The 25,170-nt window shown below is 59.1% G+C and carries 23 protein-coding genes and 1 tRNA gene; 11 read left to right on the forward strand and 13 right to left on the reverse strand.

Annotated features, from left to right (window positions below; all coding sequences use genetic code 11):
- Positions 1–150 precede the first annotated feature (150 nt).
- Positions 151–3,240, forward strand: a complete 3,090-nt coding sequence (locus tag BUA15_RS08450; protein ID WP_072715547.1) for a BamA/TamA family outer membrane protein — start codon at positions 151–153, stop codon at positions 3,238–3,240.
- Here the strand turns inward: BUA15_RS08450 and BUA15_RS08455 are convergent.
- Positions 3,219–4,034, reverse strand: coding sequence for a PhzF family phenazine biosynthesis protein (locus BUA15_RS08455; protein ID WP_072715548.1), 816 nt, complete (start codon positions 4,032–4,034; stop codon positions 3,219–3,221). The two genes, BUA15_RS08450 and BUA15_RS08455, sit on opposite strands and share 22 nt — an antisense overlap.
- A gap of 127 nt (positions 4,035–4,161) precedes the next feature.
- Between BUA15_RS08455 and BUA15_RS08460 the strand changes: the two genes are divergently transcribed.
- From BUA15_RS08460 to BUA15_RS08470, 3 genes are all read left to right on the forward strand, one after another.
- Positions 4,162–5,256, forward strand: coding sequence for a quinone-dependent dihydroorotate dehydrogenase (locus tag BUA15_RS08460; RefSeq protein WP_072715715.1), 1,095 nt, complete (start codon positions 4,162–4,164; stop codon positions 5,254–5,256).
- 88 nt (positions 5,257–5,344) lie between these two features.
- Positions 5,345–7,246 (forward strand): AMP-dependent synthetase/ligase, encoded by a 1,902-nt coding sequence (locus tag BUA15_RS08465; RefSeq protein WP_072715549.1) that lies wholly within the window; start codon positions 5,345–5,347, stop codon positions 7,244–7,246.
- Positions 7,247–7,325: 79 nt separating this feature from the next.
- A tRNA-Pro gene (locus BUA15_RS08470) sits at positions 7,326–7,399 on the forward strand.
- Between the two features lie 247 nt (positions 7,400–7,646).
- On the opposite strand, the gene BUA15_RS08475 is transcribed toward BUA15_RS08470, so the two are convergent.
- From BUA15_RS08475 to ric, 9 genes are all read right to left on the reverse strand, one after another.
- Positions 7,647–8,300 carry a glycosyltransferase family 2 protein gene (locus BUA15_RS08475; protein ID WP_072715550.1) on the reverse strand — a complete coding sequence of 218 codons (654 nt, stop codon included), beginning with the start codon at positions 8,298–8,300 and terminating at the stop codon, positions 7,647–7,649.
- 46 nt (positions 8,301–8,346) lie between these two features.
- Positions 8,347–8,754 carry a hypothetical protein gene (locus tag BUA15_RS08480; RefSeq protein WP_072715551.1) on the reverse strand — a complete coding sequence of 136 codons (408 nt, stop codon included), beginning with the start codon at positions 8,752–8,754 and terminating at the stop codon, positions 8,347–8,349.
- A 3-nt stretch (positions 8,755–8,757) separates the two neighbouring features.
- The gene (locus tag BUA15_RS08485) at positions 8,758–9,177 is read right to left on the reverse strand and encodes a hypothetical protein (RefSeq protein ID WP_072715552.1); all 420 of its coding nucleotides are present in this window, start codon (positions 9,175–9,177) and stop codon (positions 8,758–8,760) included.
- Positions 9,170–10,267, reverse strand: a complete 1,098-nt coding sequence (locus BUA15_RS08490) for a hypothetical protein (RefSeq protein WP_072715553.1) — start codon at positions 10,265–10,267, stop codon at positions 9,170–9,172. The genes BUA15_RS08485 and BUA15_RS08490 overlap by 8 nt, the downstream gene beginning before the upstream one ends.
- Before the next feature lie 110 nt (positions 10,268–10,377).
- Positions 10,378–10,743 (reverse strand): cupin domain-containing protein, encoded by a 366-nt coding sequence (locus BUA15_RS08495; protein WP_072715554.1) that lies wholly within the window; start codon positions 10,741–10,743, stop codon positions 10,378–10,380.
- Between the two features lie 27 nt (positions 10,744–10,770).
- The gene (locus tag BUA15_RS08500) at positions 10,771–11,274 is read right to left on the reverse strand and encodes a DUF4149 domain-containing protein (protein WP_072715555.1); all 504 of its coding nucleotides are present in this window, start codon (positions 11,272–11,274) and stop codon (positions 10,771–10,773) included.
- A gap of 170 nt (positions 11,275–11,444) precedes the next feature.
- Complete coding sequence (locus tag BUA15_RS08505) at positions 11,445–11,741, reverse strand: DUF2249 domain-containing protein (RefSeq protein WP_072715716.1); 297 nt, start codon at positions 11,739–11,741, stop codon at positions 11,445–11,447.
- Positions 11,742–11,761: 20 nt separating this feature from the next.
- A complete protein-coding gene (locus BUA15_RS08510; protein ID WP_072715556.1) occupies positions 11,762–12,073 on the reverse strand; it encodes a metal-sulfur cluster assembly factor in 312 nt (103 codons plus the stop codon).
- 146 nt (positions 12,074–12,219) lie between these two features.
- Positions 12,220–12,930 (reverse strand): iron-sulfur cluster repair di-iron protein, encoded by a 711-nt coding sequence (gene ric, locus BUA15_RS08515; protein ID WP_072715557.1) that lies wholly within the window; start codon positions 12,928–12,930, stop codon positions 12,220–12,222.
- A 178-nt stretch (positions 12,931–13,108) separates the two neighbouring features.
- On the opposite strand from ric, the gene BUA15_RS08520 reads away from it, so the two are divergent.
- From BUA15_RS08520 to BUA15_RS08530, 3 genes are all read left to right on the forward strand, one after another.
- On the forward strand, positions 13,109–13,756 hold the full coding sequence (locus tag BUA15_RS08520; protein WP_072715558.1) for a helix-turn-helix transcriptional regulator: 648 nt from the start codon (positions 13,109–13,111) through the stop codon (positions 13,754–13,756).
- 90 nt (positions 13,757–13,846) lie between these two features.
- A complete protein-coding gene (locus BUA15_RS08525; protein ID WP_072715559.1) occupies positions 13,847–14,512 on the forward strand; it encodes an L-2-amino-thiazoline-4-carboxylic acid hydrolase in 666 nt (221 codons plus the stop codon).
- A 75-nt stretch (positions 14,513–14,587) separates the two neighbouring features.
- Positions 14,588–15,598, forward strand: coding sequence for an acetamidase/formamidase family protein (locus BUA15_RS08530; RefSeq protein ID WP_084660557.1), 1,011 nt, complete (start codon positions 14,588–14,590; stop codon positions 15,596–15,598).
- On the opposite strand, the gene BUA15_RS08535 is transcribed toward BUA15_RS08530, so the two are convergent.
- Positions 15,599–16,069, reverse strand: a complete 471-nt coding sequence (locus BUA15_RS08535; RefSeq protein ID WP_072715560.1) for a nucleoside deaminase — start codon at positions 16,067–16,069, stop codon at positions 15,599–15,601. It abuts the gene before it with no gap.
- A 178-nt stretch (positions 16,070–16,247) separates the two neighbouring features.
- On the opposite strand from BUA15_RS08535, the gene BUA15_RS08540 reads away from it, so the two are divergent.
- On the forward strand, positions 16,248–18,608 hold the full coding sequence (locus tag BUA15_RS08540; RefSeq protein WP_072715561.1) for a tetratricopeptide repeat protein: 2,361 nt from the start codon (positions 16,248–16,250) through the stop codon (positions 18,606–18,608).
- Between the two features lie 3 nt (positions 18,609–18,611).
- Here the strand turns inward: BUA15_RS08540 and BUA15_RS08545 are convergent, their stop codons facing one another.
- Entirely contained in the window at positions 18,612–19,223 is a 612-nt protein-coding gene (locus BUA15_RS08545; RefSeq protein WP_072715562.1) for a rhomboid family intramembrane serine protease, read from the reverse strand.
- Between the two features lie 99 nt (positions 19,224–19,322).
- Between BUA15_RS08545 and BUA15_RS08550 the strand changes: the two genes are divergently transcribed.
- On the forward strand, positions 19,323–20,612 hold the full coding sequence (locus BUA15_RS08550) for an MgtC/SapB family protein (protein WP_084660558.1): 1,290 nt from the start codon (positions 19,323–19,325) through the stop codon (positions 20,610–20,612).
- A 3-nt stretch (positions 20,613–20,615) separates the two neighbouring features.
- On the opposite strand, the gene purQ is transcribed toward BUA15_RS08550, so the two are convergent.
- Positions 20,616–21,323 carry a phosphoribosylformylglycinamidine synthase subunit PurQ gene (purQ, locus tag BUA15_RS08555; protein WP_072715563.1) on the reverse strand — a complete coding sequence of 236 codons (708 nt, stop codon included), beginning with the start codon at positions 21,321–21,323 and terminating at the stop codon, positions 20,616–20,618.
- A 677-nt stretch (positions 21,324–22,000) separates the two neighbouring features.
- On the opposite strand from purQ, the gene BUA15_RS08560 reads away from it, so the two are divergent.
- Together BUA15_RS08560 and rho are read left to right on the forward strand one after the other, a co-directional pair.
- Positions 22,001–23,326, forward strand: a complete 1,326-nt coding sequence (locus tag BUA15_RS08560) for a bifunctional folylpolyglutamate synthase/dihydrofolate synthase (RefSeq protein WP_072715564.1) — start codon at positions 22,001–22,003, stop codon at positions 23,324–23,326.
- 209 nt (positions 23,327–23,535) lie between these two features.
- Positions 23,536–25,104: a transcription termination factor Rho gene (gene rho, locus BUA15_RS08565; RefSeq protein ID WP_072715565.1), complete on the forward strand. Its 1,569-nt coding sequence runs from the start codon at positions 23,536–23,538 to the stop codon at positions 25,102–25,104.
- The last annotated feature ends 66 nt before the right edge of the window (positions 25,105–25,170 follow it).

Consider the following 25,170-nt stretch of genomic DNA (forward strand, 5'->3'; position numbering starts at 1 on the left):
CCAATAGCGCGGCGCATCTTTTGCTGCTAAGTAAGTTATGGTAGGAGATCGGAAGAACCGATTGACCGCTCCTACGTTTGGACATAGAGAAGTCCGTGCAGACTTCGCCCCCTGGTCCGTACCGTGCCGCCGCCAGACTGGAGAAGGATTATGCATGCCTTTCGAATCGCCGGCCTGTTGCTCCTGCTCATAGGCTGGACCCTTCCTGCCTGGGCCCAGTACTTCGGCCGCAACAAGGTGCAGTACGAAACCTTCGACTGGAAGGTGCTGCGTACGCCCCACTTTGAAATCTACTACTATCCCCAGGAAGAGGTCGCTGTGCGAGATGCGGCCCGTATGGCTGAGCGATGGTACCAGCGCCACAGCCGCACCTTTCTGCATGAGTTTGGCGAGCGCAAACCTATCATTTTTTATGCAGATGACGCCGACTTCCATCAAACCAATGCAATCAGTGGGGAAATCGGCGAAGGCACAGGCGGCGTAACAGAATCCATCAAAGAGCGCGTGATCATGCCGTTTACGGGAATCTATCGGGAAAATGATCACGTGCTCGGTCACGAGCTGGTCCATTCCTTTCAGTATGACATTGCGCTGAACCGTTCCGATAGCCTGAGCCGCTTCGCGCTGGCGTTGTTGCCGCTGTGGCTTGTCGAAGGCATGGCAGAGTACCTGTCGGTGGGACGCCATGACCCCCACACGGCTATGTGGTTGCGCGATGCGGCGCTGCGCGACGATCTTCCTACCATCCGCCAGCTTACGCGTGACTTGCGCTATTTTCCTTACCGCTACGGCCAGGCCTACCTGGCATACATTGGTGGCAAATACGGTGATCAAGCGGTTACCGATCTGTACAAGCTGGGCGGTATTGTAGGCGTCGATACAGCTATCGTCCTCACCCTGGGCATTACGCCCGACTCGCTCTCTCGGGAATGGATTCAAGCCGTCAAGCAGACCTACCTTCCGCTGCTGAAGGATCGCACTCCTCCGGAACAGGCCGGTCGGAAGGTGCTGGCACCCGACCTTGATGCCGGTGAAATCAACCTGGCTCCCGCCCTTAGCCCTGACGGACGCTACGTGGCCTTCCTTTCCGAGCGCGATCTGTTCACAATCGACCTGTTTGTGGCCGATGCCGAAACAGGCAAAGTGCTGCGCCGCCTGAGCAGCAGTGCCAGCGATCCGCACTTCGATGCAATCCGTTTCATCAATTCCTCGGGCTCCTGGTCGCCCGACGGCCAGCGTTTCGCCTTCATTACGTTCGCACGGGGCAACAACGAAATTGCCATCTGGAACCTGCGCAAAGGGAAACTGGAACGCCGCATTGCCGTCGAGGGAGTAGGGGCCATTCACAACCTGGCCTGGTCACCTGACGGCCGCACCATCGCCTTTTCTGGGCTTTCGGGAGGCATCAGCGACCTGTACCTGCTGGATCTGAAGACAAACCAGGTGCGCAAGCTCACCGACGACCGCTACGCCGATCTGCAACCCGCCTGGTCACCTGACGGCCGCACCATCGCCTTTGTATCCGACCGAGGACCCGACGGCACCGACTTCGAAATCTTACGCTACGGCCACGAGCGACTGGCACTGCTGGACCTGGAAACGGGCAACGTGCGCGTGCTGCGCCCCTTCCAGCATGGGCAGCAGATCAATCCGCAATTTTCACCGGATGGCCGAAGCCTGTACTTCATCTCCAACCATGATGGCTTCAAAGACATCTACCGAATGGATCTGTCGACCGGAGCCGTTTATCGCATCACCAAGCTGCAAACAGGCGTCAGTGGCATTACCAGCATCTCTCCGGCCATGAGCGTGGCCGCTCAAAACGGCCGCATGGTCTTTTCAGTCTTCACCGACAACAAGTACCTGGTTTTTGCTTTAGAGCCCCATGAGCTACAGGGTGATCCAGTAACCCCGGGCACTGATCAGGGCATCGCCAGCGCCGGTGTGCTGCCTCCCTTGCAACCCCCTACACAGGGACTGGTCAGCAACTACCTGAATGATCCGCTGACCGGACTGCCCGATGAACTGACGCTTCGCCCTCAGCCCTACCGACGCCGCCTGCAACTGGACTATATCGCACCCCCCACGTTTGGCGCTACCGTAGGCGGTCCCTTCGGCACCCTGATTGCCGGTGGCGTAGGCTTTTTCTTCAGCGACATGCTGGGCGACCAGCAACTGGCCGTTGTGGCACAGGCCAACGGCACCTTCAAGGATATCGGAGGCCAGATTGTCTATATCAACCAGGGCGGGCGAATGAACTATGGCTTGCTGGGAAGCCATATTCCCTTACTATTCGGATATGCGTACTTCCGGCCAGCCTGCTTCGATCCGGCTACTGAACTGACCGTCCCCTGCTACGTCCAGATACTGCAACGCATTTATATCCAACAGGTCAGCGCGCTGGGCTACTATCCCCTGAACTCTACCCAACGCTTTGAGCTCCAGATTGGCTTTCAGCGCTATGGCTTCGATTATGATGCCGAAATTTATTACCTCTACGGCGCAGGATTCCGACGCGACACGGAAAATCTGGATGCTCCCAAGCCCATTTATTTCTTCCAGGTATCGGGCGCATTTGTAGGCGATTTCTCTTTCTTTGGCTTTACCTCACCAGTACGCGGTTCACGCTACCGTCTTGAAATTTCGCCCCTTACGGGCACCGAACGTTTCGTACGCGTGCTCATCGACGGACGCAAGTATTTCTTTTTCCGTCCGTTGACTTTTGCTGTCCGCCTGACCCACGTAGGTAACTACGGCGCTCGCCCCCAACGCCCTGGCGAGCTCTCCTTTGCCCAGGAGTACCTGGGTTATGGAAGTACTCCGACCTTTGTGCGAGGCTACAGTTTCTATTCGCTGGAGCCCGACGAATGCACCCCCGCTCGCAACGGGGAAACGCTCTGCGCCGAAGCTCTTCGGCTTATCGGAACGCACGTAGCCGTCGCCAGCGCGGAGCTGCGCATTCCGCTATTTGGAACCGAACGTTTCGGGTTGTTTAACTTTCCCTACCTACCCACTGAATTGTCGCTGTTTGCCGATGCCGGCGTAGCCTGGTCGAAAGGAGACCTGCCTACCTGGAAGTTTGCGCGTTACTCGCCGGATCGGGTCCCGGTTTTCAGCACCGGTATCTCTACCCGGTTCAACATCCTGGGCGCCATGGTACTGGAGCTGTTCTACGTGTATCCGTTCCAGCGCCCGTACAAAGGATGGCATCTGGGGGCTCAGCTCGTGCCCGGATGGTAGCTGATGAGCTTCCCCTGTAATATGGTAATGGCGCGCCCGCCCAGGTGCACGCGCTCACCGCGCACGGCCACCTCTACGCGTCCCCCTCGGGCCGATACCTGAAACCCGCTCAGGCGCACGCGTCCCAGCCGCATCGCCCAGAACGGTCCCAGACAGCAGTGCGCTGAGCCTGTTACAGGATCTTCAGGAACGCCCACGCGCGGCGCAAAAAAACGCGAGACAAAGTCCGCCGGCACGTCTTCGGCTGGCGCTGTGACAATCAGGCCGCGCATGTCGAGCTGTCGCAACCGTTCCAGATCCGGCTTTAGCTTTCGCACCGTAGCCTCGCGATCTAGCAGTACCAGGTAGTCCATCCGGTTGCGCCCGATGTACTGAATCGGCACATCCCCCAGCACACGCAGCAGCTCGGCAGGTGGCTCACAGGGCTCCGGCATTTCGGTCGGAAAATCCATCCAGATCGTTCCGTCTTCTGCCCGCCAGGCCGTCAGTTGTCCACTCTTTGTAAAAAAAACAGCAGGCTCATCCGGCTGCAAACACGCAATCTCCCACAGCACATGCGCACTGGCCAACGTGGCATGGCCACACAGATCTACCTCCTGCGTCGGCGTAAACCAGCGCAGTGAAAATCCCTCGCCGGCAGGCAGCAGAAACGCTGTTTCCGACCAGTTCATCTCAGCCGCCACCGTCTGCATCCACCCCTCCGACCGCGGGCGATCCAGCAAGCACACGGCCGCCGGGTTACCGGTGAAAGGCTGCTCGGCAAACGCGTCAACCAGAAAGAGTGGAAGTTTCATACGCGGCTCAGACTTCGGATGGATTATTCGGACTATTTTGCAGAAGGCCCCGACTCACCGCATCACTCACACCGGGGATCCTGAAGGCACCGTTGATCTTTGAAGGCTGATGTTGCCCACGTTTGCCATGTATCGCTTGTTCCGCCCTCTGCTGTTTCATCTGGAAGCCGAACGTGCCCATCGGCTTACGCTGGCTGTTGCTCGTCTGGTACAACCCTGGGGACTGTGGGCACTGACGCCTTACTTCAACTATGAACATCCAGCGCTCACTGTACAGTGCTGGCATCTTACCTTTCCGAATCCAGTCGGCCTGGCTGCTGGACTGGACAAAAACGCACGCCTGGTACGCTTCTGGGAAGCGCTGGGCTTTGGATTCGTAGAGGTAGGATCCATTAGCGCCCGCCCGTGCTCCGGGAATCCGCCTCCACGTCTGTTTCGCCTGCCCGAAGACCGCGCGTTAATCAACCGCATGGGCCTGAACAACGATGGGGCTGAGCAGGTAGCCCGGCGTCTGCAACGCATGCGTCATCGGCGTCCCCTGGGCATTAACCTGGCCAAAACGCATGACCCTTCCATTCTCGGAGAAGCGGCCATTGCCGACTTCTGCGAAAGCTTCCGCCGCCTGGCACCGCTGGCCGACTACGTAACCCTGAACATTTCATGTCCCAACACAGCCGAAGGTAAAACCTTCGAAGACCCCAAGGCGCTCGACGCTTTACTACGCGCCATCTTTGCAGTGCGTCGGGAGCTGAAGTTATCAATCCCCGTATTGCTTAAGCTATCGCCTCCTCCCTCCAACCGCACCATCTTCGATAGTCAGCTTGAAGAAATTGTTGCGGTGGCCCAGACGCACGGCATAGCCGGCTTTGTAGCCATCAACACCGCCTCCGACCGGGCCGAGCTGCGCACCAGTCCAGCCATACTCACCCGAATTGGTCCCGGCGGACTGAGCGGCCGCCCCCTTGCCACGCGCGCTCGCTGCCTGCTTTTTTACCTCTATCGCTTGACTGAAGGGAAACTGCCGCTGATCAGCGTAGGCGGTATTGACTCGGTCGAAGAGGCGTATGCCCGCATCCGCGCCGGCGCTTCTCTGGTGCAGCTTTATACGGGTCTCATCTACGAAGGACCCGGCCTGGTGCGGCGCATCAAACAGGGACTCGTTGAAAAGCTTGAACAAGACGGCTTCGATTCCGTTCAGGCAGCCATCGGCATTGATGCCTGAACGCTTTCATTTGCCTGTTGCCCCAAATTGTTTTTTCATCCGCTAGCCTGTAGTTTGTATGCTGGGACGTAATCGGTACGGAAGCACTATGCCTGCCATCGTTGCCTTTGAAACCATCCCACAGCTTTTTAACCGGCTGTTGGACCACTATCGCGGTCAGCAACGGCCGGTATTGAGCTACAAGGATAAACGCACCAAGACCTGGATCGACATTAGCTGGGAAGAGCTGGAGCAACGCGTCCATGCCCTGGCCGGCTATCTGTACAAGCAGGGCGTGCGCCCGGGCGATCGCGTCGCTATTCTTTCAGAAAACCGTCCGGAGTGGGCCATCACAGACCTGGCCACGCAAATTCTGGGCGGCGTCAACGTCGCGCTGTACACCTCGTTGCCGGCCTCGCAAGTAGGCTACATCGTCAAGGACTCCGGCGCGCGCATTCTGGTGGTCTCTTCCGCCGTACAACTTCGCAAAGCCGAGGCGATTTTTGACGACTGTCCAGATCTGCAGGAAATCATCACCCTGAGCACCATGCGAAAGGATCATCCGCCCTATGTGCGGGCCTGGGAGGACGTGCTGGCGGAAGGGGCTGCTTACTGGACCGAACATGAAGCCGAACTGGCAAAGCTGGCCGATCAGGTGCAGCCAGATGACCTGAGCGCCCTTATCTATACCAGCGGGACCACCGGTCTGCCCAAAGGCGTCATGCTCACCCACCGCAACTTCTGCTCGAACGTGCAGGCCGCGCTGGAACGGGTCGATTTTGGTCCCAACGACCATCACCTGTCCTTTCTGCCACTATGCCACTCCTTTGAGCGCACGGCAGGCTACACGGCCGTACTGGCCTGTGGCGCCCGCATCTCCTATGCCGAAAGCATTGAAGCCCTGAGCCAGAACCTGCTTGAAGTGCGGCCTACCGTAATGATCTCGGTACCACGCCTGTTTGAACGCGTCTACAACGCCATCCATAAATCCGTCGAAAAGGGATCGCCCCTCCAGCAAAAAATCTTTCACTGGGCTGTTTCGGTAGGTCGGCGCATGGCCGCGTACCGCCTGGAAGGCCGCACGCCCGGTCCTCTTCTCTCGCTGCAGCATCGCCTGGCCCACCGCCTGGTGTTTCAGAAACTCCATAATCGACTGGGCGGCAATCTCCGCTTTGCCGTCTCCGGTGGGGCAGCTCTTCCATCCTATATCGGCGAGTTTTTTCTGGCAGCCGGCATTACCATTGTCGAAGGCTATGGCCTGACGGAAACGGCCCCTGTCCTGACCGTCAATCCAATGGACCGCCCTCGCTTCGGAACCGTTGGTTATGTACTGCCCGGTGTAACTATCGCTATCCAGCGGTTGACCGACGGCAAGATTATCGGACAACTCTCTGGCGACGACTATCCCAGCGATCTTACCACCGAAGAGGGAGAAATTCTGGTCAAAGGCCCTAACGTGATGAAGGGCTACTGGAACAACGAAAAAGCTACTCGGGAAGTGTTTGACGCCGATGGCTGGTTCCATACCGGCGACGTGGGCCGCTTCGATCAGGGCTACCTGGTCATCACCGATCGCATCAAGCATATGATCGTCTCCCGCGGCGGGAAAAACATCTACCCGGGTCCCATCGAAGACCAGCTCAAGCAGGAGCCCTGGATCGACCAGATTGTTGTCATTGGAGAGGGACGCGAATTTCTGACGGCGCTCATTGTGCCTGATTTCGAGGCGCTTCGCCAGTACGCACAGGAGCACAACCTGCCCGCTGAAACCGACGAAGCTCTGTGCCGCCATCCCAAAATTCAGACGCTCTTCGAGCAAAGCCTGCGCCGCTATAACCGCCACGCTCCCGCCCATGAACGCATCCGCGCTTTCCGGCTGCTCACGGAGCCGTTTACCATCGAAAATGGGCTGCTCACGCCCACGCTCAAACCCCGACGCCGCCAGATCGAAACGCATTACGCCGATCTGATCGAGGCCATGTACGCCGAATTTGGCAATGAACCCAATTAATTAACCTTGAACTCCCATCCTCAGCCCGTAAACCGCTGGAACCCTTATCACCTGTGGCGTATATTTGGGGCTGACCTTTCGGGGCGTAGCGCAGCCCGGTAGCGCGCTTCGTTCGGGACGAAGAGGTCGCCGGTTCAAATCCGGCCGCCCCGACATGCAAACTAACCAGCCCGGCTGGTAGCGCGTCCCGCCCGAGGCGGGAAGATCGCCAGTTCAAATCCAACCGCCCGACACCCTGAAGCCGTGCCCTAAACGCACGGCTTTTTTACTGGCATACCACGTTCAGATCGCTCCCAAAGCTCTCCTCGACTCGGTCTCCGATCTGCCTGGTTTTCCCTCCCGGGGACGCCTCAATGCCGGTTACCCGTCTGCAGACGACCGGCTTGCCCATGCCGCTGGCTCAAAGCCCCAACCGATGCAGCAGGTATTCCAGACGGCTGCGCCAGCCCAGACCGTAGCCGTAGCGAGCAGCCGTGCCACGCCCCAGATGATGCACGTACGTCTCGATAGGAAAGGAAACCAGCCGATAGCCTGCCTGTTCAGCCGCACGAAAATTCTGCAGGGTTGGCAGCCCGTGATGAATAAACGGCGGCAACCTGAAGTAAAAAGCGCGCCGAAGCAGCAGGTAGGGCGTTGCCAGTACCGGCAGGCCACCTGCCTTGCGAAACCCTCGACGTCGATCAACCTCCACAATCCTGCCAGCACCATAAGCCTGCGGATCGGCCTCCAGCGCCGCGATCATCGGCTCCAGAAAGCCGCCTCGCCGCGTCTCCGTGTCGCTGTCAAAAAAGTATACGTAAGGGGTTGTGATTGCCTCCATGGCCCGATGCATGGCAGGGCCATGATAGATGTTTTCAGGTAACCAGAGCGCCCGGACGGCCGCGTGTCCTTCCGCAATTAACTGCTCGATAACCTGCCGGGAGTGATCGCGCGAGCCGTTATCGACAATGAGCAACGGCACCATCGGATAGTACCGCCGAAAAGAGCGCACGGCCACTTCCAGCAGATCAGGCGTCTGGTAGTTGATCACAACAGCCGTAACAGGCAGTTTCATAGAGCCCTCCTGCACCGCTTGCTTGCAATAAAATACGCCCTAACGCTCAGGCGCCGCGACGCTGCTGCGCAACCCGGATGCGTGGCCAGAGAAGTCGCGCCCAGAGCACAACGGCTATAAGCTCCATCGTCCGCCCGACTACCTGCACTCCCTGCATCATACTCACCGCTCCAATGCCTACCAGCCACACGCCCCCTACCAGTATCCCCCCTGCTACCCAGGCTCCCTGATCTGAAGGACGCACGCCTCCCCTTCGCGGCAGAATCCACCAGGCCACCGACACCGCAAATAACACCATGAAACCCAGCAATACCAGTTCCACGTGCATCAGCCGTAAGCCTGGCCAGGCCGGCAACCAGCCCGTCTTATGGACCAACAGCCAGGATCCCATCGTAAAGCCCAGCAACAGGTGGCCCAGGGCCAGACGAATCAACCAACAACTCACGGACGGCATGGTTTAGCGCCGTTTGACTCGTGTCCACAGATAACTGACCATGAAAAGGCCGGCTGTCCACTGGAGCAAAGCGGAAAGCATCAGCAATCCGCGCCACCAGACCGAGGCGGTCCAGGTAATCGCCGGCTCGGACAGGATACGTAGCACAATCCCGGCATTGAGCAGAGGGTAAGCGGCTCGGGCCAGTGCCTGGGGACCATACGGACGCGCGCGCGAATGCCGCGGAAACAACCAGAATGCCACCCCAAAAATCAGTTGGGTTAGCCAGCCCACGGTCAGCAAATGAATCCACGCAGGCCAGAATACTCCCTGCCAGCGCTGCAACCCACCTTCTGCAGGCCATACAATGACGATCCCCAGCAGCAATGCTAGCGCCAGATAGGCCAGGGCTGTTTTTACGTACCAGCGCGATAAATCAGGCATATCGGTCCCTGTGGGTTTGCGTACGCGTCCGCCGATGCGCTGCCCAGGTTGTCCCAAGAGTAACCATCAGAAAGACCAGGATTGCCAGGGCATTTACCAGGCCCCCCCATCGCCGCCACACAAGCATCTCTGTTACATCTCCGATCACGCGCATCAGCAGCCCGCCATGCAGTAATACCAGATGTCCATAAAAAAACGACCGGTACGCTACAGGAACGCCCAGCACGGCCGGAAAAATGATAGGCGCATGCCCGAAAACCATGCTGAAAACAAATCCTACGAATATCGAATGCAACGCCGCATCGTACCAGGGTCCAGCCATCAGTTGTCCGTAAACAAGCATGATGAATCCCCCCACTCCAAGCCAACCATATCCTGATAGCAGACACCAGGCAATAAAGCGCGTCAGCCCACGCTGTCGCACCGTATACCGGGCTATATCGTAGCGCAGCAGCCAGAGCATGAGCAGTAGCAGCGCCGCTCCTGTCAGACGCCAGGCCAGCGTCCCCTGGACAAAGGTAAGCCCCAATCCCAGTCCAAGCAGCCCCACAATCCCCAGAAATCTGCGCGCTACCTGCGCGTCATGCAGCAGGATACGACTGAGCTCAAGCCGCTCACCAGCAATGGTCAGTACCAGAAAAGCCATCCACCAGGGCGTCACCAGCGATGCCGGCTGTCCTGCTGCCCAGGCAACCGTTCCCACCAGTAACGCAAGCGCTCCGGCCGCCATAACCTGCAAGGAAAGGTGTCGCTGCCGGCGCCATGCCACGTTTAACATACCCACCAGTCCCAGGCTTGCCAGGATGAGCAGCAGGGGGCCTGCCCACGTGCTACCCATCAGGATCAATAGCGCCCCTCCTCCAAAGGCCGCTGGCACGACATAGCCTTCTCGTCGGTCCAGCGCTACAGCTCGCTCCAGGCTGATTAGCGTGCCAAAAAAACCGGGTACCATAAGCAGGCCGTGCAGCGTGCCCCACCAAACCTGCTGCCCGAGCTGCCAGCCCAGTCGTTCCACTCCCGCAGCCAGTCCGGCCAGCAGCGCCACAACGCCAGGTACCAGAAGTGGCAGGCGGTGCAAGAAGTGCTTCATCTCCTCAAAAATGTTCGGCCACCTGTCCGGCCAGGTAAGGCCCTCGCCGCACCAATACAGCCATCCGTCCGGATGACCATTGTATTTCGACGATGTACGAACATAAGCGTTTAAGCGGCTCGATGATTCAAAGCGGCTTCTATCTCTTCGTAGTCGGCTGCCCGTGAAGGCGGAGACACCACCGCCAGCGCCACCAACCGCGTATGGGCCCGAATGCTTCGGGCCACATCGGCGGGCACGAAGACCACAGAGCCTGGGCCGACTACCCCTTCCTTTTCGCCGGCAACGACTAGTCCGTGCCCTTCCAGGATTGTCAACACCAGATCCTCTTCCGGCTGGTGCAGCGGAATCTGCTGGCCGGGTTCAAAGCACACAAGCTGCACCTTCAGGCGCTCATTTTGCGCCAGCAAAACCGGTCGTAACTGATGGCGGTCGCACTGCACCCACTCTGCAGCTTTAAGGATGAATGGTTCCATCGCCCCTTTTTATTTACGGTTACTTCGCTATCTACCCCCACCACGCACCAGCAATACGGCCAATGCCAGAATCACCAGCGACAGCAGCGTCATGAGCCGGCCCAGATAGCTGGCTGTTCGACGCAACCGCTCGGCTGACGCTGCTCCGCGTTCCAGTAGTTGCATGGTGCGCGGCCCCAGATAAAAGTCGTGCACCGCACTGATACCCATCACCAGAAGCACCAGCACGAGTTTCCAGGCCAGCGTACGCCCCCACGGCCCCTGCCAGAGCGCCCCCGACCATAAATCATCCCATCCATAGCCACGATACCCAATGTTCACAATGCCTGTCCCCACCAGGAGCAGCAGCACCGCCCACCCGATCCACCGAAAGCGCAGACCAAGCCGGTAAAGCAGTGCCGTCCGAACCGATGCAAACTCTGGCCGCCGCAGCAGCGGCACTACCGCCACGCCCAGAAAAATCATGGACCCAATCCAGACCGTAGCGGCCAGAATATGTAGCCAGACGGAAAACAGATACCAGCCAGACATCCTACTGCGCCTTTACTGCACCCCAGATTACCGTTCGCGTTATGACCCAAGCAATGGTTTTTAAAGCGACCAGTTCATGCTTTTGCGTGCGTTGCCCCTGAAGCCAAGAAAGTAGGCCGCTCGGCTACGACCAGTCCCGGATCGACAACCATAACGATTGAAGCAACGCGTCACCCTGAGCCCTCGAAGTCGGCCAGCCGATAGAACCATATTTCCCAGTCTTCGTCCTGCCCGTGCGCAATCCAGTGCGCCCAGCCTTTCTGGTGCATCACCCCCAGCAGCGGCACCGGCTTAAACGTCGCGCGCAGGCGCAGCACATGCCCGGGAGGCATGCGTTCGACCGTTTCCATGATACGGGAGAAAGGCTCCCCACCGCTCTGCAGAATTGGCCGCACGTCCAGCTCAACAAAGCGGGTTGCCGGAAGTCTGGCCAGAAAAGTCGGAGGTGAAGTCATTGCCTTTGTCATGGTTTTGCCAGGTTTCAACATTACAAAAACCTGTTGTGCCGCACTTCAGGGTCAATCATGTGCGGCGACCAGGGAGGATCCCACACCAGCTCAATGACGCCACGCCGGACGCCCGGGGTGCGCTGCAGCACACGGGCCACTTCCTGCTGGATATAGCGCGCCAGCGGACAGGCTGGCGTGGTCATGGTGAGTTTGACCATTACCGTACCATCCGGCGACACCTGGAGATCGTAAATCAGGCCTAAATCGACAATGTTCAGGCCTATCTCCGAGTCGATTATGGTCCGCAGCCGACCAGCCAGCGCCAGGCGAGACGGTACAGGCGTGCTCATAAACGCTTCGCATTTTCGCCGGGACGCGTCAGCTCACCAGGGCAGCCCAAATGTTCAAGCCACTCCGTCTCGTCGTTGGGCCAAGCATCTGCCTGTTTGCCTTCCCCTGAGGGTGCTGCCTCTCCCGGCTCTGTCATAGATGCCCTTCAGGCAGCCGCTTCCGCCAACAGGCGACGCGCCCGCGGAAACAGAATATTGTTCTCCCGATGCACGTGGCGATGCATATCAGACGCCAGGGCCCGAAGCCCTGCAAGCAGAGCCCGGAAGCTATGGCAAGCTCCTTCGGGAGGCTGATAATTGTTGGACAGCTCTTTCAATCGATGCAGCGCCTCACCTGCAGCATCGTGCTCCTGCTCGGCCTGCTGTAGCAACGGCTCTAGTTCGAGGCCGGCCTCTGTCGATCCCTGCTCTAACGCCCGTATCCGAGAGAAAATCATTTCCTCTTCGCAGTGCATGTGCGCCTCCAGCGCCGACTTGAGTCGCTCGAAGACCTCCTGTCCTTCGCGCAGCCAGGGATTTCGGTCGCCATGTACCGCCACCACGCGTTTCAGGAGCGCGCTCAGGCGAGGTAGTTCACGCCGCAGGTAAGCGTGATGTGTCGCCACAATATGATCGATCAGGTTCGACAGGGGTTGCGTCCGCCAGTCGATGACTGGTTCACTGACGGCTTCGGTCGTTCCCAGCGCCTCCAGCACAGCAGCTACCGTCGCAGGATCCAGGCCGCGCGCGCGGCAGGCCTCTTCCAGCGTGCGGCTCCCTCCACAGCAGTAATCCAGACCCAGTTGATCAAACAGCCTGGCGCGCCGTTCGTCGGCCGCCACCAGTTCTCCCAGGGTCTGATGGATCCATGGATGCATGACTCCTCCGTGCAGTTGTTGCAATTTGTGCCCATTCCAATTTAGGACAAATGACAACTTAAATGTATTTCCTTGGATGGATGACTGTCAAGTTTTTGAAGGAAGAAATCTTCTTTATTGACAGAAGCTCCATGATCCTGTAGTTTTAAAGGGAGTCCTGATAGGAAGAGGCCGCTTAATGGAGACCTGGACGCTGCTTGGTTCCGATACGAAGCGCCAGTTGCTGCATCTGCTCAAGCGGCGCGGGCAGCTCACCTTGAACGAAGCAGTTGCGGCAACCGGTTTGACGCGTCCTACCCTTCGAGAGCACCTGGTGCAACTGGAGCGGGATGGCCTGGTGTACCACACGACTGCGCGTCAGCGACGCGGCCGTCCGTTTCTGCTTTACCGCCTGACGTCGGCGGGCGCGCAGCTTTTTCCTAATCGGGACGGGTCGCTGCTGGGCCGTCTGCTCTGTTTTTTGCAGAAGGAAGGCGCTGACGATCTACTGCAGCGCTTTTTTGAGCAGTACTGGGAGGAGCGTCTGCAAGCTGCGCAGCAACGACTGCAAGCTGCGGACACGCTGGAGAAGCGGTTGGCGGTGCTGCGCGCATTCCTGGAAGAGGAGGGATTTATGCCTGAGATTGTCTGCTCCGCGCAGGGCATTGAAATTCGCGCGTGCAACTGTCCGTTTTGGGAAACGGTCCGGCATACGCGTTTGCCCTGTTACCTGGAAGCTCGCTTTTTTGAACAGCTCCTTGGACAAAAAGCAGTTCGCGTCACCTATATTCCTGAGGGGAGTCCGGCGTGCCGTTACCTGTTTGAGAGGCGCCAGTCCAGCCGTTAAGTTGCTCTATAGGGGAAGATGCCCGTATCTTCCAGGCGTTCGGCGCATCCCGAACGCTTCTCGTTATGTTGTAGCTTAATTGGTTCCATCATGTCAACACAGTTTTCCTGGCATAACTGGGTGGCGCGCTCATTTGCCCGCGTCTTTACGCGGCGGCTGGGCGTTCTTTTTCGTCGGTACACCAACGGTGCGGTGCTGAACCGGCATGCGCTCCATGAGGAGGCGGAGCAACTCCGGCAATCAAACCAGGACCTGGCCCTTGATCCCCCTGCCCAGGTGCATTTGCTCATGACGTCCTACGTGCTGGCTGGCTATCGCATTCTGCAAGACCACGGGCTTTCTCCGGAAGCAGCCAGAGCACTCCTGCAGCAGGCTTTTGCTGGAATGGGCAGACGATGGATCTGGCTGTTCACCTGGCTGCAAATGCGCCTGGCTCGCAATCCTCTGGAAATGCTGCGTCAGACAGCCCGGCGACGGGCACGCACCGATTATGGCGCCACGTTTCATTTTTCAGAAACCGGAAATGCGGAGGCCTTTACCCTGCTCGTGCATCGCTGCTTTTATTACGACTTCTTCCGGCGAAATGGGCATCCAGAGCTGACCCTTATCTTCTGCGCCTGGGATCGCAACTGGGCCGATGCCATCCGTCCCGAGCGGGACGGCGTGCGTTTCGAGCGCCCCACGACCCTGGCTGAAGGGCAGGATGCCTGTCGTTTCGTTTTTCGACGAGACACGCGTCCGCAAAATCCAGCTTGAAAAAAAGCGCCTCTTCACTCCAACTTATTGTTTATATTCCACCAAAAGCGCCTTCGCACCATCCCTCCCTCCAACATGATAAAGGTTCTGCGCATTGCGTGGCTTCCGGTGCTGCTGGGAGTAGGAGGTGCCTGCCGGCCTGCCCCGGTTCCAGCAATTCCTGAGCCTCAGTACCACCTGACGGCCGAGCAAACCCACAACAAATTCAGCCGCCGAATCGCACCGGTATTGCGCGTTCCATCGGGCGCAATTATTGAGCTGGAGCTGAAAGAAGCAACCGATGGGCAGTTAACGCCTGCTTCTACCGCTGACGACATTCCTCAGGTCAGTTTCGATCCGATCCATCCGCTTACGGGCCCGATTTACGTGGAAGGTGCAGAGCCCGGCGACGTGCTGGCGGTTACTATCCATCAAATCGAGCTGGAAGGATGGGGTTGGGCTGGCATCTTCCCGGGCTTTGGTTTTCTGGCCGACACGTTCACCGAGCCGTTTCTGAAAATTTTCCAGTTTGATCCGGCCGCTCAGACCGTCGATTTCGGGCGCGGATTTCGCATTCCCCTGCGCCCCTTTCCCGGAGTGATTGGCGTAGCTCCCGATACCGACTCGCTGCTTTCTACGATTCCTCCGCGGGCCAATGGCGGCAACATGGACAATCCGTTTTTAACGGTCGGGACGACAGTTTACCTGCCTGTGTTTGTGGAAGGTGCCTTGCTATCGCTGGGCGACCCGCACGCGGCTCAGGGATTGGGGGAAGTCAGTGGAACCGCCATCGAGGCTCCGATGCGGGTGGTGATTGAAGTGCGCGTGTTAAAGGATCGCTCCATTCCAGAACCGCAGTATGAAACCGATGCGTATTATGCTGTCACGGCTTTTGCAACCACGCTGGACGAAGCAGCCCGCAAAGCCACCCGCTACATGATCGACCACCTGGTGCAGACTTATGGGCTGGCTCCTGAAGAAGCCTATGTGCTTTGTTCACTGGCCGGCGAGCTGCACATTGCCGAAGTGGTTGATGTGCCACATGTGCTGGTGGCCATGCACCTGCCCAAGACCGTTCTGCCTGCCCCCGAAACGCGCGCTGAGTGATCAGTACGCAACCCGTTCTGGGTGGTCGAGCCACACCTGAAAAGGGATCCAGGCGTCGCGATCGGGCACATGGATGAAAGGAATGCGGCGTTGCGGTCCCGGCTGCTCCAGTTCTTCATAGATCAGCGCATCGTCAAAACCGGCCCGCGCCGCATCGTGCCGCGTGGCCGCATAGAACACACGAGCCGGCCGCGCCCAGTAGATGGCTCCCAGGCACATGGGGCATGGTTCACAGGAGGTGTACAGGTCGCAACCCGTAAGCTGAAAATGCCCCAGTCGCCGACACGCCTCACGAATCGCCACAATCTCGGCGTGCGCTGTCGGGTCGTTATCCGTGGTTACTCGGTTTGTCCCAATCGCCAGAATTTCCCCTTCACGCACGACCAGCGCAGCAAAAGGGCCGCCTCCTTCCCGGACGTTTGCCGCGGCCCGGCGAATCACCTCACGGATAAAAGTTTCGGGCTCGGTCATTTTCGCATGTCATTGCCCTGTCATCCTGGACCCATAGGAGTGCCCTTCCACATGCCTTCTCCCCCACTTCCACATTCCGCCTTACGATACGACAGCCTGGACTTTTCCGCCAGTAAACGGGAGCTTTCGCCAATCCTGACGGTAACTCTTTACAAAATGATCGCATTCAGGCATTGTCATGGGAAAGGCTACCCCGGGAAGCTGCTGGAGGGCGCTGCTATGGGGGGCACTGCTTCTGCCGGGAGTCCTCTACGCCCAGTCGGCTGCCCAGCTTGTCGATGAAGGAGACCACTGGCTGGCTCGTGGTGCGTATCAAGAAGCCGAAAAGACCTATCAAGAAGCACTGGCGCAAGACGCCACCTATCTGCCTGCCTATCTGGGCATGGTACGGCTGGCAATGGCGCGCAAAAACTGGCGACAGGCCAGCACGTGGGCCCGCAAGGCGCTCCGCATCGATTCGAGCAGCCTGGCCGCCCATTACTTTCTGGCCATCAGCGAGCGCGAGCGGGCGCAATATCAGACGCCGTTTCAATTTATGCACCGCAAGACGTCCCGCAAGCATTTCGAATGGGTCCTGGCCCGTGATAGCCTGTATCGCGATGTGCTCTACCAGTATGCATTGCTCTACCGCCAGGATACCAACTATGCCCGGGCCATTACGCTCGCGGAGGCGCAGGTGCGGCTGCGCCCGGATCTGGACGAGGCCGCAATAGGGCTCTTTCGACTGTACCACTCTTTCCTTAACCACACCGACCTGGAAAAAGCCGGCCGCTGGCTGGCGCAGCATCCGACAGGCTATGCCCGCTTCTTTGAAGCGGAACGCCTGCGACGGCTCGGGCAGCTCCAGGAAGCCGACCGTGCCTTCCGCAGGCTGCAACAAACGGACGTTGGCTGGCCGCCCCAGGCTATTGCCCTGGCCCGCGCACGGATCTGGACCGCACTCAACCGTCCAGACTCGGTGCAGGCAATCATTGACCGGGCCATTCACACCATCAGCAGCGCCCTGGACGCCCGCTTTCTGTTTGAAGATTTCAAATACATCTTCAACCTGCAGGAGCTGGCCACCTACCGACACCTGCAAGCGCCCGAGGCCTACCGCACGTTTTTTCAGGCCTTCTGGGAGCGACGCGATCCCATGCCCGGCCGCCCCATCAACATGCGACTGGTCGCGCATTACCGGCGGTTGCTGGTAGCCGAACGCGACTACGTCTACGACGGCCCGCGCCTCTGGCACAGCAATCCAGATAAGTTTGGCGAGCTCAAGCTTCCCCCCACATACTTTCTCAATCAGGAATTCAACGACAAGGGTCTGATCTTCATTCGGCATGGCGCTCCGGACGATCGGATTGTGACCGTTCGGGGCGAAGTTAATCCCTTTCGTTCGGGTTCGCTGTGGCGGGAGCGGGAGTTTGGCATGGGCTGGGTGCCGAACGAGTCGTGGCGCTACTACCAGCCGCGCATGGACTTCCACTTCGTGATTGACGAAGGCGCCACCGGCAACAACTGGCGGTTGACCCCTGTGCTGGCCAATGCGCAAATGATCGAAGACCGAGAAATCTGGGGACCGCCGTATTCTCGCATTATGAGCACGCTCCGGACAAAATGGGAAGTCGAAGCCGGGTTGCGTCCGCCTCAGCCTACCACGTTGGAGCTGTTTGAATTGCGCGAAGCCCTGGTGGCGCAAAGCCAGGCAGCTTACACGCGAGGGTTAACTTCGGATCAGTACCGCTGGCCGGCTAACCTGGTTGTGCTTCCGCTGGAAGTGCTCCCGGTAGCCTTTCGGGGCCCTGCCGACAGCACGCAGGTATATCTGTACTATGCCCTGCCGGCTGCCCCTTTCCGAAAAGTTACCGGTCGTCGCAGCGGCTATACGCGAGCTGAAGTCGGCTTTGCCGTCCATGATACGGCCTGGCAACCGCTGGTAACCCAGCTCCAGCAGCGCACCCTGCCTATTTTGCCTGATCCAACGGCTGCCCTTAACGATTTCATGGTAGTAACGCTGCAGCCTGGCACCTACCGTTTGACGCTGCACGGCCGCTCGCTGGAGTCCGAGCGTTTGCAGGGGCGCGTGCAAATGGAGCTGACCGTACCCGACCTGCGCGAACCGGGTCTGCAAATGAGCGACCTGCTTCCTGCCTGGCGTATCCTGCCGGCCTCAGGGCCCAGCCGCTTCGTACGTAATGGCTGGCATCTGTGGCCTAATCCCTTGCGTCGCTTTTCGGTGAGCCAGCCTGTGCATCTGTATTTTGAAATTTACGGGCTCACGCCCGACGCGCAGGGACGCACCCGCTATACTGTCGAGTACATCCTGCGTCCTATCAAACCCCGGAAGAAGTTCTTTGGCCTTTTTGGCCGCGACGACCGCCCGGTGCTGCGGCTAAAAAGTACCCACGAAGACCCCCATACAGAACTCAGCGAGCATGCCGAACTCGACGTCCACCGCGTTGATCCGGGGGATTATGTGCTGGAGGTTCGCATCACAGACGCCCGCACCGGCGCTACCATCAGCCGCACGCTCGCGCTCACCTTAACGGAATAGGTGCTATAATCCAAGTTGCCGCAGAAAAATTGGCAGGGCTCGTGGTTCCAGCAAAAGCGTCAGGAGCAATCCTCCCAGGGCACCTCCCAGGTGCGCTTCGTGGGCAATGCCTCCCTCTTCAATGCCACGCCGCACCGCATAAATGGACAGCACTACATATCCAATAGCAAACAGCACGGCCGGAATACCCACCGGGAAAAAGAAAAGGTATATGCGGTCAAAGGGAAAAAACAGGCAGTACCCGAAAAGGAGTCCACTGATGGCCCCTGACGCGCCCACTGCTGCATACGTAGGCCGATTGCGATGCAGCCATAGTGAAAGTCCATGCCCGGCCAGCTCGGCCCCAAAGTAAACGAGCAGAAATCGCACCGGACCCAGCAGCACCTCCATGGGGCGTCCGAAGAAAAAGAGCGTAATCAGATTGAACGCCAGGTGAGCCCACCCTACATGTACAAAACCGGCCGTGATCATCCGATAATACTGGCGACCCTGCAAAATATGCAGCGGGCGAAATGCCCACCGATCCATCAGAGACGGATCGACCAGCAGCGCATACCCGCTGACCAGCAGATTGAGCAACAGCAGCAGCGTAGTCCAGGGAGTTTCCAGAAACATTGAGCGACAGCAGTTGATTTCAGCGAGCCTTTAAAAGATGATCGCTCAACGCCCGAACAGACCCTTCGGATTCGGCCTGTCCATCGTATCTTTGCTACCATGGATATGGGAACGCCCCTGACGTTTGAGGCGCTGGCGCTTCGGCTGGGAACGGCGCTGGCCATTGGATTGATGGTGGGACTGCAGCGTGAGTTTGCCCACCGCCAGGAGCAAAACTCCCGGGCCGGGTTGTTTGCCGGTGCCCGCACCTTTACGCTTATCAGTCTGCTGGGCGCCACCTCCGGGCTGGCAGCCGATCTATTACAGGCGCCGTTTATTGTGCTCCTTACGCTGGCAGGTGTAGGAGCGTTGCTGACGGTAGCCCACTACATTGGCGCGCAGCGCGGCGATATTGGCCTGACCACCGAAATGGCCGGTCTGCTAACCTTTCTGATTGGACTGCTCTGCTACCTGAATCGACTGGTGCTGGCGGCTGCACTGGGCGTAGGTCTGACCTGGTTGCTTGCCCTTAAGCCGCAAACGCGTTTGCTGGCCGAACGCATCTCGCGCGAGGATGTCTATGCCACGCTGAAGTTTGGCCTGATTACAGTAATTTTGCTACCCCTGCTGCCCGACCGGAGCTACGGTCCCCCGCCGTTTGACGTGCTCGTGCCGCGTCAGATCTGGCTCATGGTCGTGTTCATTTCGGCCATCAGCTTCCTGGGATACGTGCTGACGCAGGTGCTCGGAGCCCGCCGCGGCCTTGGCCTGACCGGCCTGCTGGGCGGCCTTGCCTCCAGCACAGCGCTGACGCTCAGCATGGCGCGCCGCAGCCATGAGTGGACCCGACTGGCGCCTACGGTAGCTGCTGCCATTCTCCTAGCCTGGGCTACCATGATACTGCGTCTGATCCTTATTCTAGCCGTGCTGGCCCCTGCGCTCCTTGAACCCACCGCTTTACCCTTAGGAGGTGCCCTGCTGGCAGGTCTGGCCTACAGCGCCCTTTTGTACCGCCAGCAGCAGTCGCGCCCTTCTCAGGCCGAAACGCCCCTGAAAAACCCCTTTGAACTGAAACCTGCTCTCCTGTTCGGCCTGCTCTATGCCCTTATCTTACTGCTAGCTAACGCGGCCCGCCTGCACCTGGGCGCTTCGGGCCTGTACGTGTCCAGCCTGCTTGGCGGCGCTGCCGACAGTGATGCCGTGGTACTCTCCGTAGCCCAGCTCAGCCAGACCGACATGGGGCTACCGCTCGAGGTGGCTGCCCGGGCCGTTATTCTAGCCGCCATTGCCAATACGTTCGTCAAAGCAGGTCTGGTCTGGATGCTTGGCGCGCCCGCGCTGCGCCGACCCATTCTGATCGGGCTGCTGACCTACACGTTGCCTGCCCTTCTCCTGATCGGGTTTATATAGCTTTCAGACCGAAACGCCGGCCACGTGCCGGATTAGCGACTGAAAAATGCCCAGGCCATCCTCACTGCCCAGCAGCGCTTCTACGCAGCGCTCCGGATGGGGCATCATACCAAGCACATTCCGCTGCTCGTTCACAATGCCTGCGATGTTGCGCGCCGATCCATTGGGATTGGCCGCCTCCGTAAGCCGCCCATCGGGCTCGCAGTAGCGAAACACCACCTGCCCATTGGCCTCCAGGCGATTCAGCACCTCCGGAGGGGCATAATAGTTACCTTCGCCATGTGCAATGGGGATGCGCAGCACTTGTCCGGGCTGCAGCGCGTTTGTAAAAGGCGTGTCGGTCTGCTCTACGCGGACGTGCACGTACTTGCAGATAAACCGCAATGAGGCGTTCCGCAACAGCACGCCTGGCAGCAGGCCACTTTCACAGAGCACCTGAAAGCCGTTACAGATGCCGATCACAGGCCCTCCCTCACGAGCAAACCGGATGACGTCCTGCATAATGGGCGAAAACCGGGCAATGGCTCCCGGACGCAAATAGTCGCCATAGGAGAAGCCGCCGGGCACAATCACGACGTCCACATCTCCCAGCTTCGTCTCCTTGTGCCAGATAAAGCGCGCTTCCTGTCCGGCCACATGCTTTGCAGCATGGTAAGCGTCATGATCGCAGTTAGACCCCGGAAAAACCAGAATACCGAATCGAACGGCCATGCGAATGCCTCACATTGTGGATGCCACCTCGGACGAACCGCTTCGTGCAACGCCTGATTGACAAACGGGTTCGGTATCCAGTCAAACGCCAGTTTACCCTGTGAGCCAGGCAGGCATTTGGTCCGGCCTTGTATGCTCAGATGCCTTTCTGAACGGCTTCCATAGCGATCGGTAGCCAGACCACAACGATCACACTCCCGCCTCAGTAAGCCGGCTTCGGTGCAATCCATAATCAAAGCGATCCATCCTGCCCCGGGCTGTAAACGCTGCCTGCCACTTTGCTGACCTAACGGATCTCCGGGTATTTCTCTGCGTCGAAGAAACCGGGGGATCGCAGATCCGCGGGATCAACCGGCAGGATGGCCTCGCCTTACGGACACCGTTGACGATGCCCAGATGGCCTACCCGAAAGCCAGGGGCGGTGCGCCCTGTCGGTGGCCCAGCAAAGAACATCGGCAGCGGGCGCTTTCGGCCGCCGGAGTTGGCTGTAGAAATTTGGCCGGTGCTCCCGGGCCGGCACCAGCAGAAGAAAGCTACGCATAGCTGCTCCTTCGAGGAGTTCAGGGCTCGCTAAACCAAGCGGGATGCGCGAACAACACTGGAACGATGTCGCCCCGACGGAAGCTGACCGGCCGGCCTGCACCGCATAGCCGGTATAACCAACTACGGTAACCTGTATGGAAGCATTGCGCTATTTACTTTCATTGCCCCGGTTTGCGGATCAGGGACGGACAGCGTACCGGCCCGGACTGGCCCGTATGGAGGCGTTGTTAGCGGCCATGGGATGCCCCCATCAGGCGTATCCGTGCGTGCACATTGCCGGCACCAATGGCAAGGGCTCGACGGCCTCCCTGTTAGCAGCTATTGCGCAGGCAGCCGGCTATCGCGTGGGACTGCACACCTCTCCCCATCTCTGGGAAGTAGGCGAGCGCATGCGGATTAACGGGGTGCCGGCTTCTGCGGCGTGGTTGGAGCGCGCGGTTGCCCGTTACCGTCCGCTTTTTGAGCGCGTGCAACCCAGCTTTTTTGAGGCTACGGTCGCGCTCAGCTTGCTGTACTTTGCCGAGCAGCAGGTTGACCTGGCCGTTGTGGAAGTGGGGTTAGGGGGGCGGCTTGATGCCACCAACATTGTGCACCCCCGTCTGGCCATCATCACGTCGATCGGGCTGGACCATACCGACATCCTGGGCGGCACGCTGGCTGCCATTGCCCGCGAAAAAGCCGGGATCATCAAGCCAGGTGTGCCCGTGCTGACAGCCGCACAGCAGCCAGACGCCCTGAAGGTTATCCGCCAGACGGCAGCTCGGCAGCAGGCTCCGTTTCACCATCTACGGGACGAAGTTCACCTGGAGGCAGCGGTTCCTGCTGTCTCTCGCATGCGGCTGACGGTTCGCACGCCGGTGCGGCGCTACGTTGATCTGGAGTTAGGCCTATCTGGCCCCCACCAGGCGACCAATGCGCTGCTGGCTCTTCGGGCAGCTGAACTGACGCTCCCGGAGGTATTAGACGATCCACGCCCGATCTGGCAGGGACTGCGCGACGTCAAACGCCTGAGCGGCTTGCGCGGCCGGTTTGATGTCTTGCAGACCCATCCGCTCATTGTAGCCGACGTGGCCCACAATCCAGACGGACTGGCGGCCGTACTGAAGACCGTTGACCAGTTCCATCCGCCTGGCACAGGGCGTCGCTATGCACTCTGGGGGGCGCTGCGCGACAAAGATGCGCCCACCATGGCCCGCCAGTTGGTTCAGGCCGGCTTTGCCGTGTACGTCGCCGCGTTTGAGAATCCGCGTGCCTGGTCGGCTGTCGAGCTGGTCGCCCTGGTACAGCAGGCTGGAGGACAGGTGGTGGGCGCCGGAACTGTCCGGGATGGCTGGCATTTATTGCAACAGCGCCTGGATGCTAGCGATGTGCTGTTAATCACAGGTTCGCATCAGGTGGTGGCCGCCCTTCCACCGGTTCTGTGGCTGCATGCATATGCCTCACCGGCGCAGATAGGTTAATTTTTTCCAAAATGCCTTAGATCCGCAGTTGACTTTCTGCTGAAAGATTCTAATTTTGGTACCGGTGGTCGTGCGGATCCCAGCCTGCCCAGCCGGTCTGCCTTTCTCAGCAGGCCGACCACAGACAGCAAGCCCCCCGGACATTGGAAATTAACCAGCCTGCCTCACATAAGTAAATCTTCACCAGCATTCAAACCAGCGCTTTTCTTATGAAGATCTCCGAACTTCAAGCCAAGAAGATCAGTGAACTGCGCGAACTGGCCCGCGAGTTGGGCCTTACCGGATACTCGACGCTCCGCAAGCAGGATCTGATTTATCGCATCCTGGAAGCTCAGGCAGAAGCCGAAGCCGGAGGTCCTAACGGAACCGCTCACGCTGCTTCCGAGACGGCCGAAGAAACGGCGGCCGAAGAAGCGAAGGCGGAGCTTTCGGAGGAGCCAGCGTCCGAGGCACCCCCGGCAGTGGCGTCCGCTTCCGAGGCCGAAGTTGAAACGTCGGAGGCAGAAGCGCTCCCGGCCCGAGAAGACCGGCGTGGCTGGCGCGATCGGCGTAGCCGGCGGGTGCGCATGGAAATGCGCTATGCCGACTGGGAAGAACGCCGGCGCCGCATCTATGAGGGGCGCCCGGCCTACATGGCCACCTACGATCCCAGCAAAACCGAGCTGGAGGGCATGATCATCAAAAGCGGAGTGCTGGAAATCATGCCCGACGGCTACGGTTTCCTGCGCTCGCACGAGTACAATTACCTGCCGGGGCCCGACGACATCTACGTGTCGCCTTCTCAGATTAAGCGCTTCAGCCTGCGTCTGGGCGACACGATCGAAGGGCTGGTGCGTCCTCCCAAGGAGGGCGAGCGGTTCTTCGCTCTTATCCAGGTGCACAAGGTCAACGGTCGGCCTCCAGAAGAAATGGAAGAGCGGCAAAGCTTTGACTATCTCACGCCGCTCTATCCCACCGAGCAGATCCGGCTGGAGACCACTCCCAATGAGTACAGCACCCGCATCCTGGATCTCTTTTCGCCGATTGGCAAGGGACAGCGCGGACTGATCGTCGCGCCGCCTAAAACCGGCAAAACGATTCTGTTGCAGAAAATCGCCAACGCAATTACGACGAACCATCCGGAAATCTACCTGATCATCCTGCTGGTGGACGAGCGCCCTGAGGAGGTCACCGACATGGAGCGCAACGTCAAGGCCGAGGTGATCTCCTCCACGTTCGACCAGGATCCTGAGCGGCATGTTGAAGTAGCCGATATTGTGCTGGAAAAGGCCAAACGGCTGGTCGAGGCCAAACAGGACGTGGTCATTCTGCTCGATTCGATCACGCGCCTGGCCCGCGCGCATAACGCGGTAACGCCCAGTACGGGTAAGACGCTCTCAGGAGGTATCGAAGCTGGGGCCCTGCGTGGTCCTAAGCGCTTTTTTGGCGCGGCCCGCAACGTCGAAGAGGGCGGATCGCTAACCATCATTGGCACCGCACTGATTGAGACCGGTAGCCGCATGGATGAGGTGATCTTTGAAGAGTTTAAAGGCACCGGAAACATGGAACTGGTGCTCGACCGCCAACTGGCCGACCGGCGCATCTTTCCGGCCATTCACCTGATCAAGTCGGGCACGCGCCGCGAAGAGCTGCTGATTCCCGAAGCCAAGCTGCACCGCATCTGGCTGCTGCGTAAGATTCTGGCCGATATGGACCCTGTGGAAGCTATGACCTTCCTGCTGGAGAAGATGCGGGGCACGCGCAGCAACGATGAGTTCCTGGTAACCATGAACTCCTGAGCACCTCTGGCCACGCTACAGAGGGCTCCGCCCTGTAGGGCGGAGCCCTTTTTGTTGAATTCAAAA

The sequence above is a fragment of the Rhodothermus profundi genome (assembly GCF_900142415.1).
Classification (GTDB): Bacteria; Bacteroidota; Rhodothermia; order Rhodothermales; family Rhodothermaceae; genus Rhodothermus; species Rhodothermus profundi.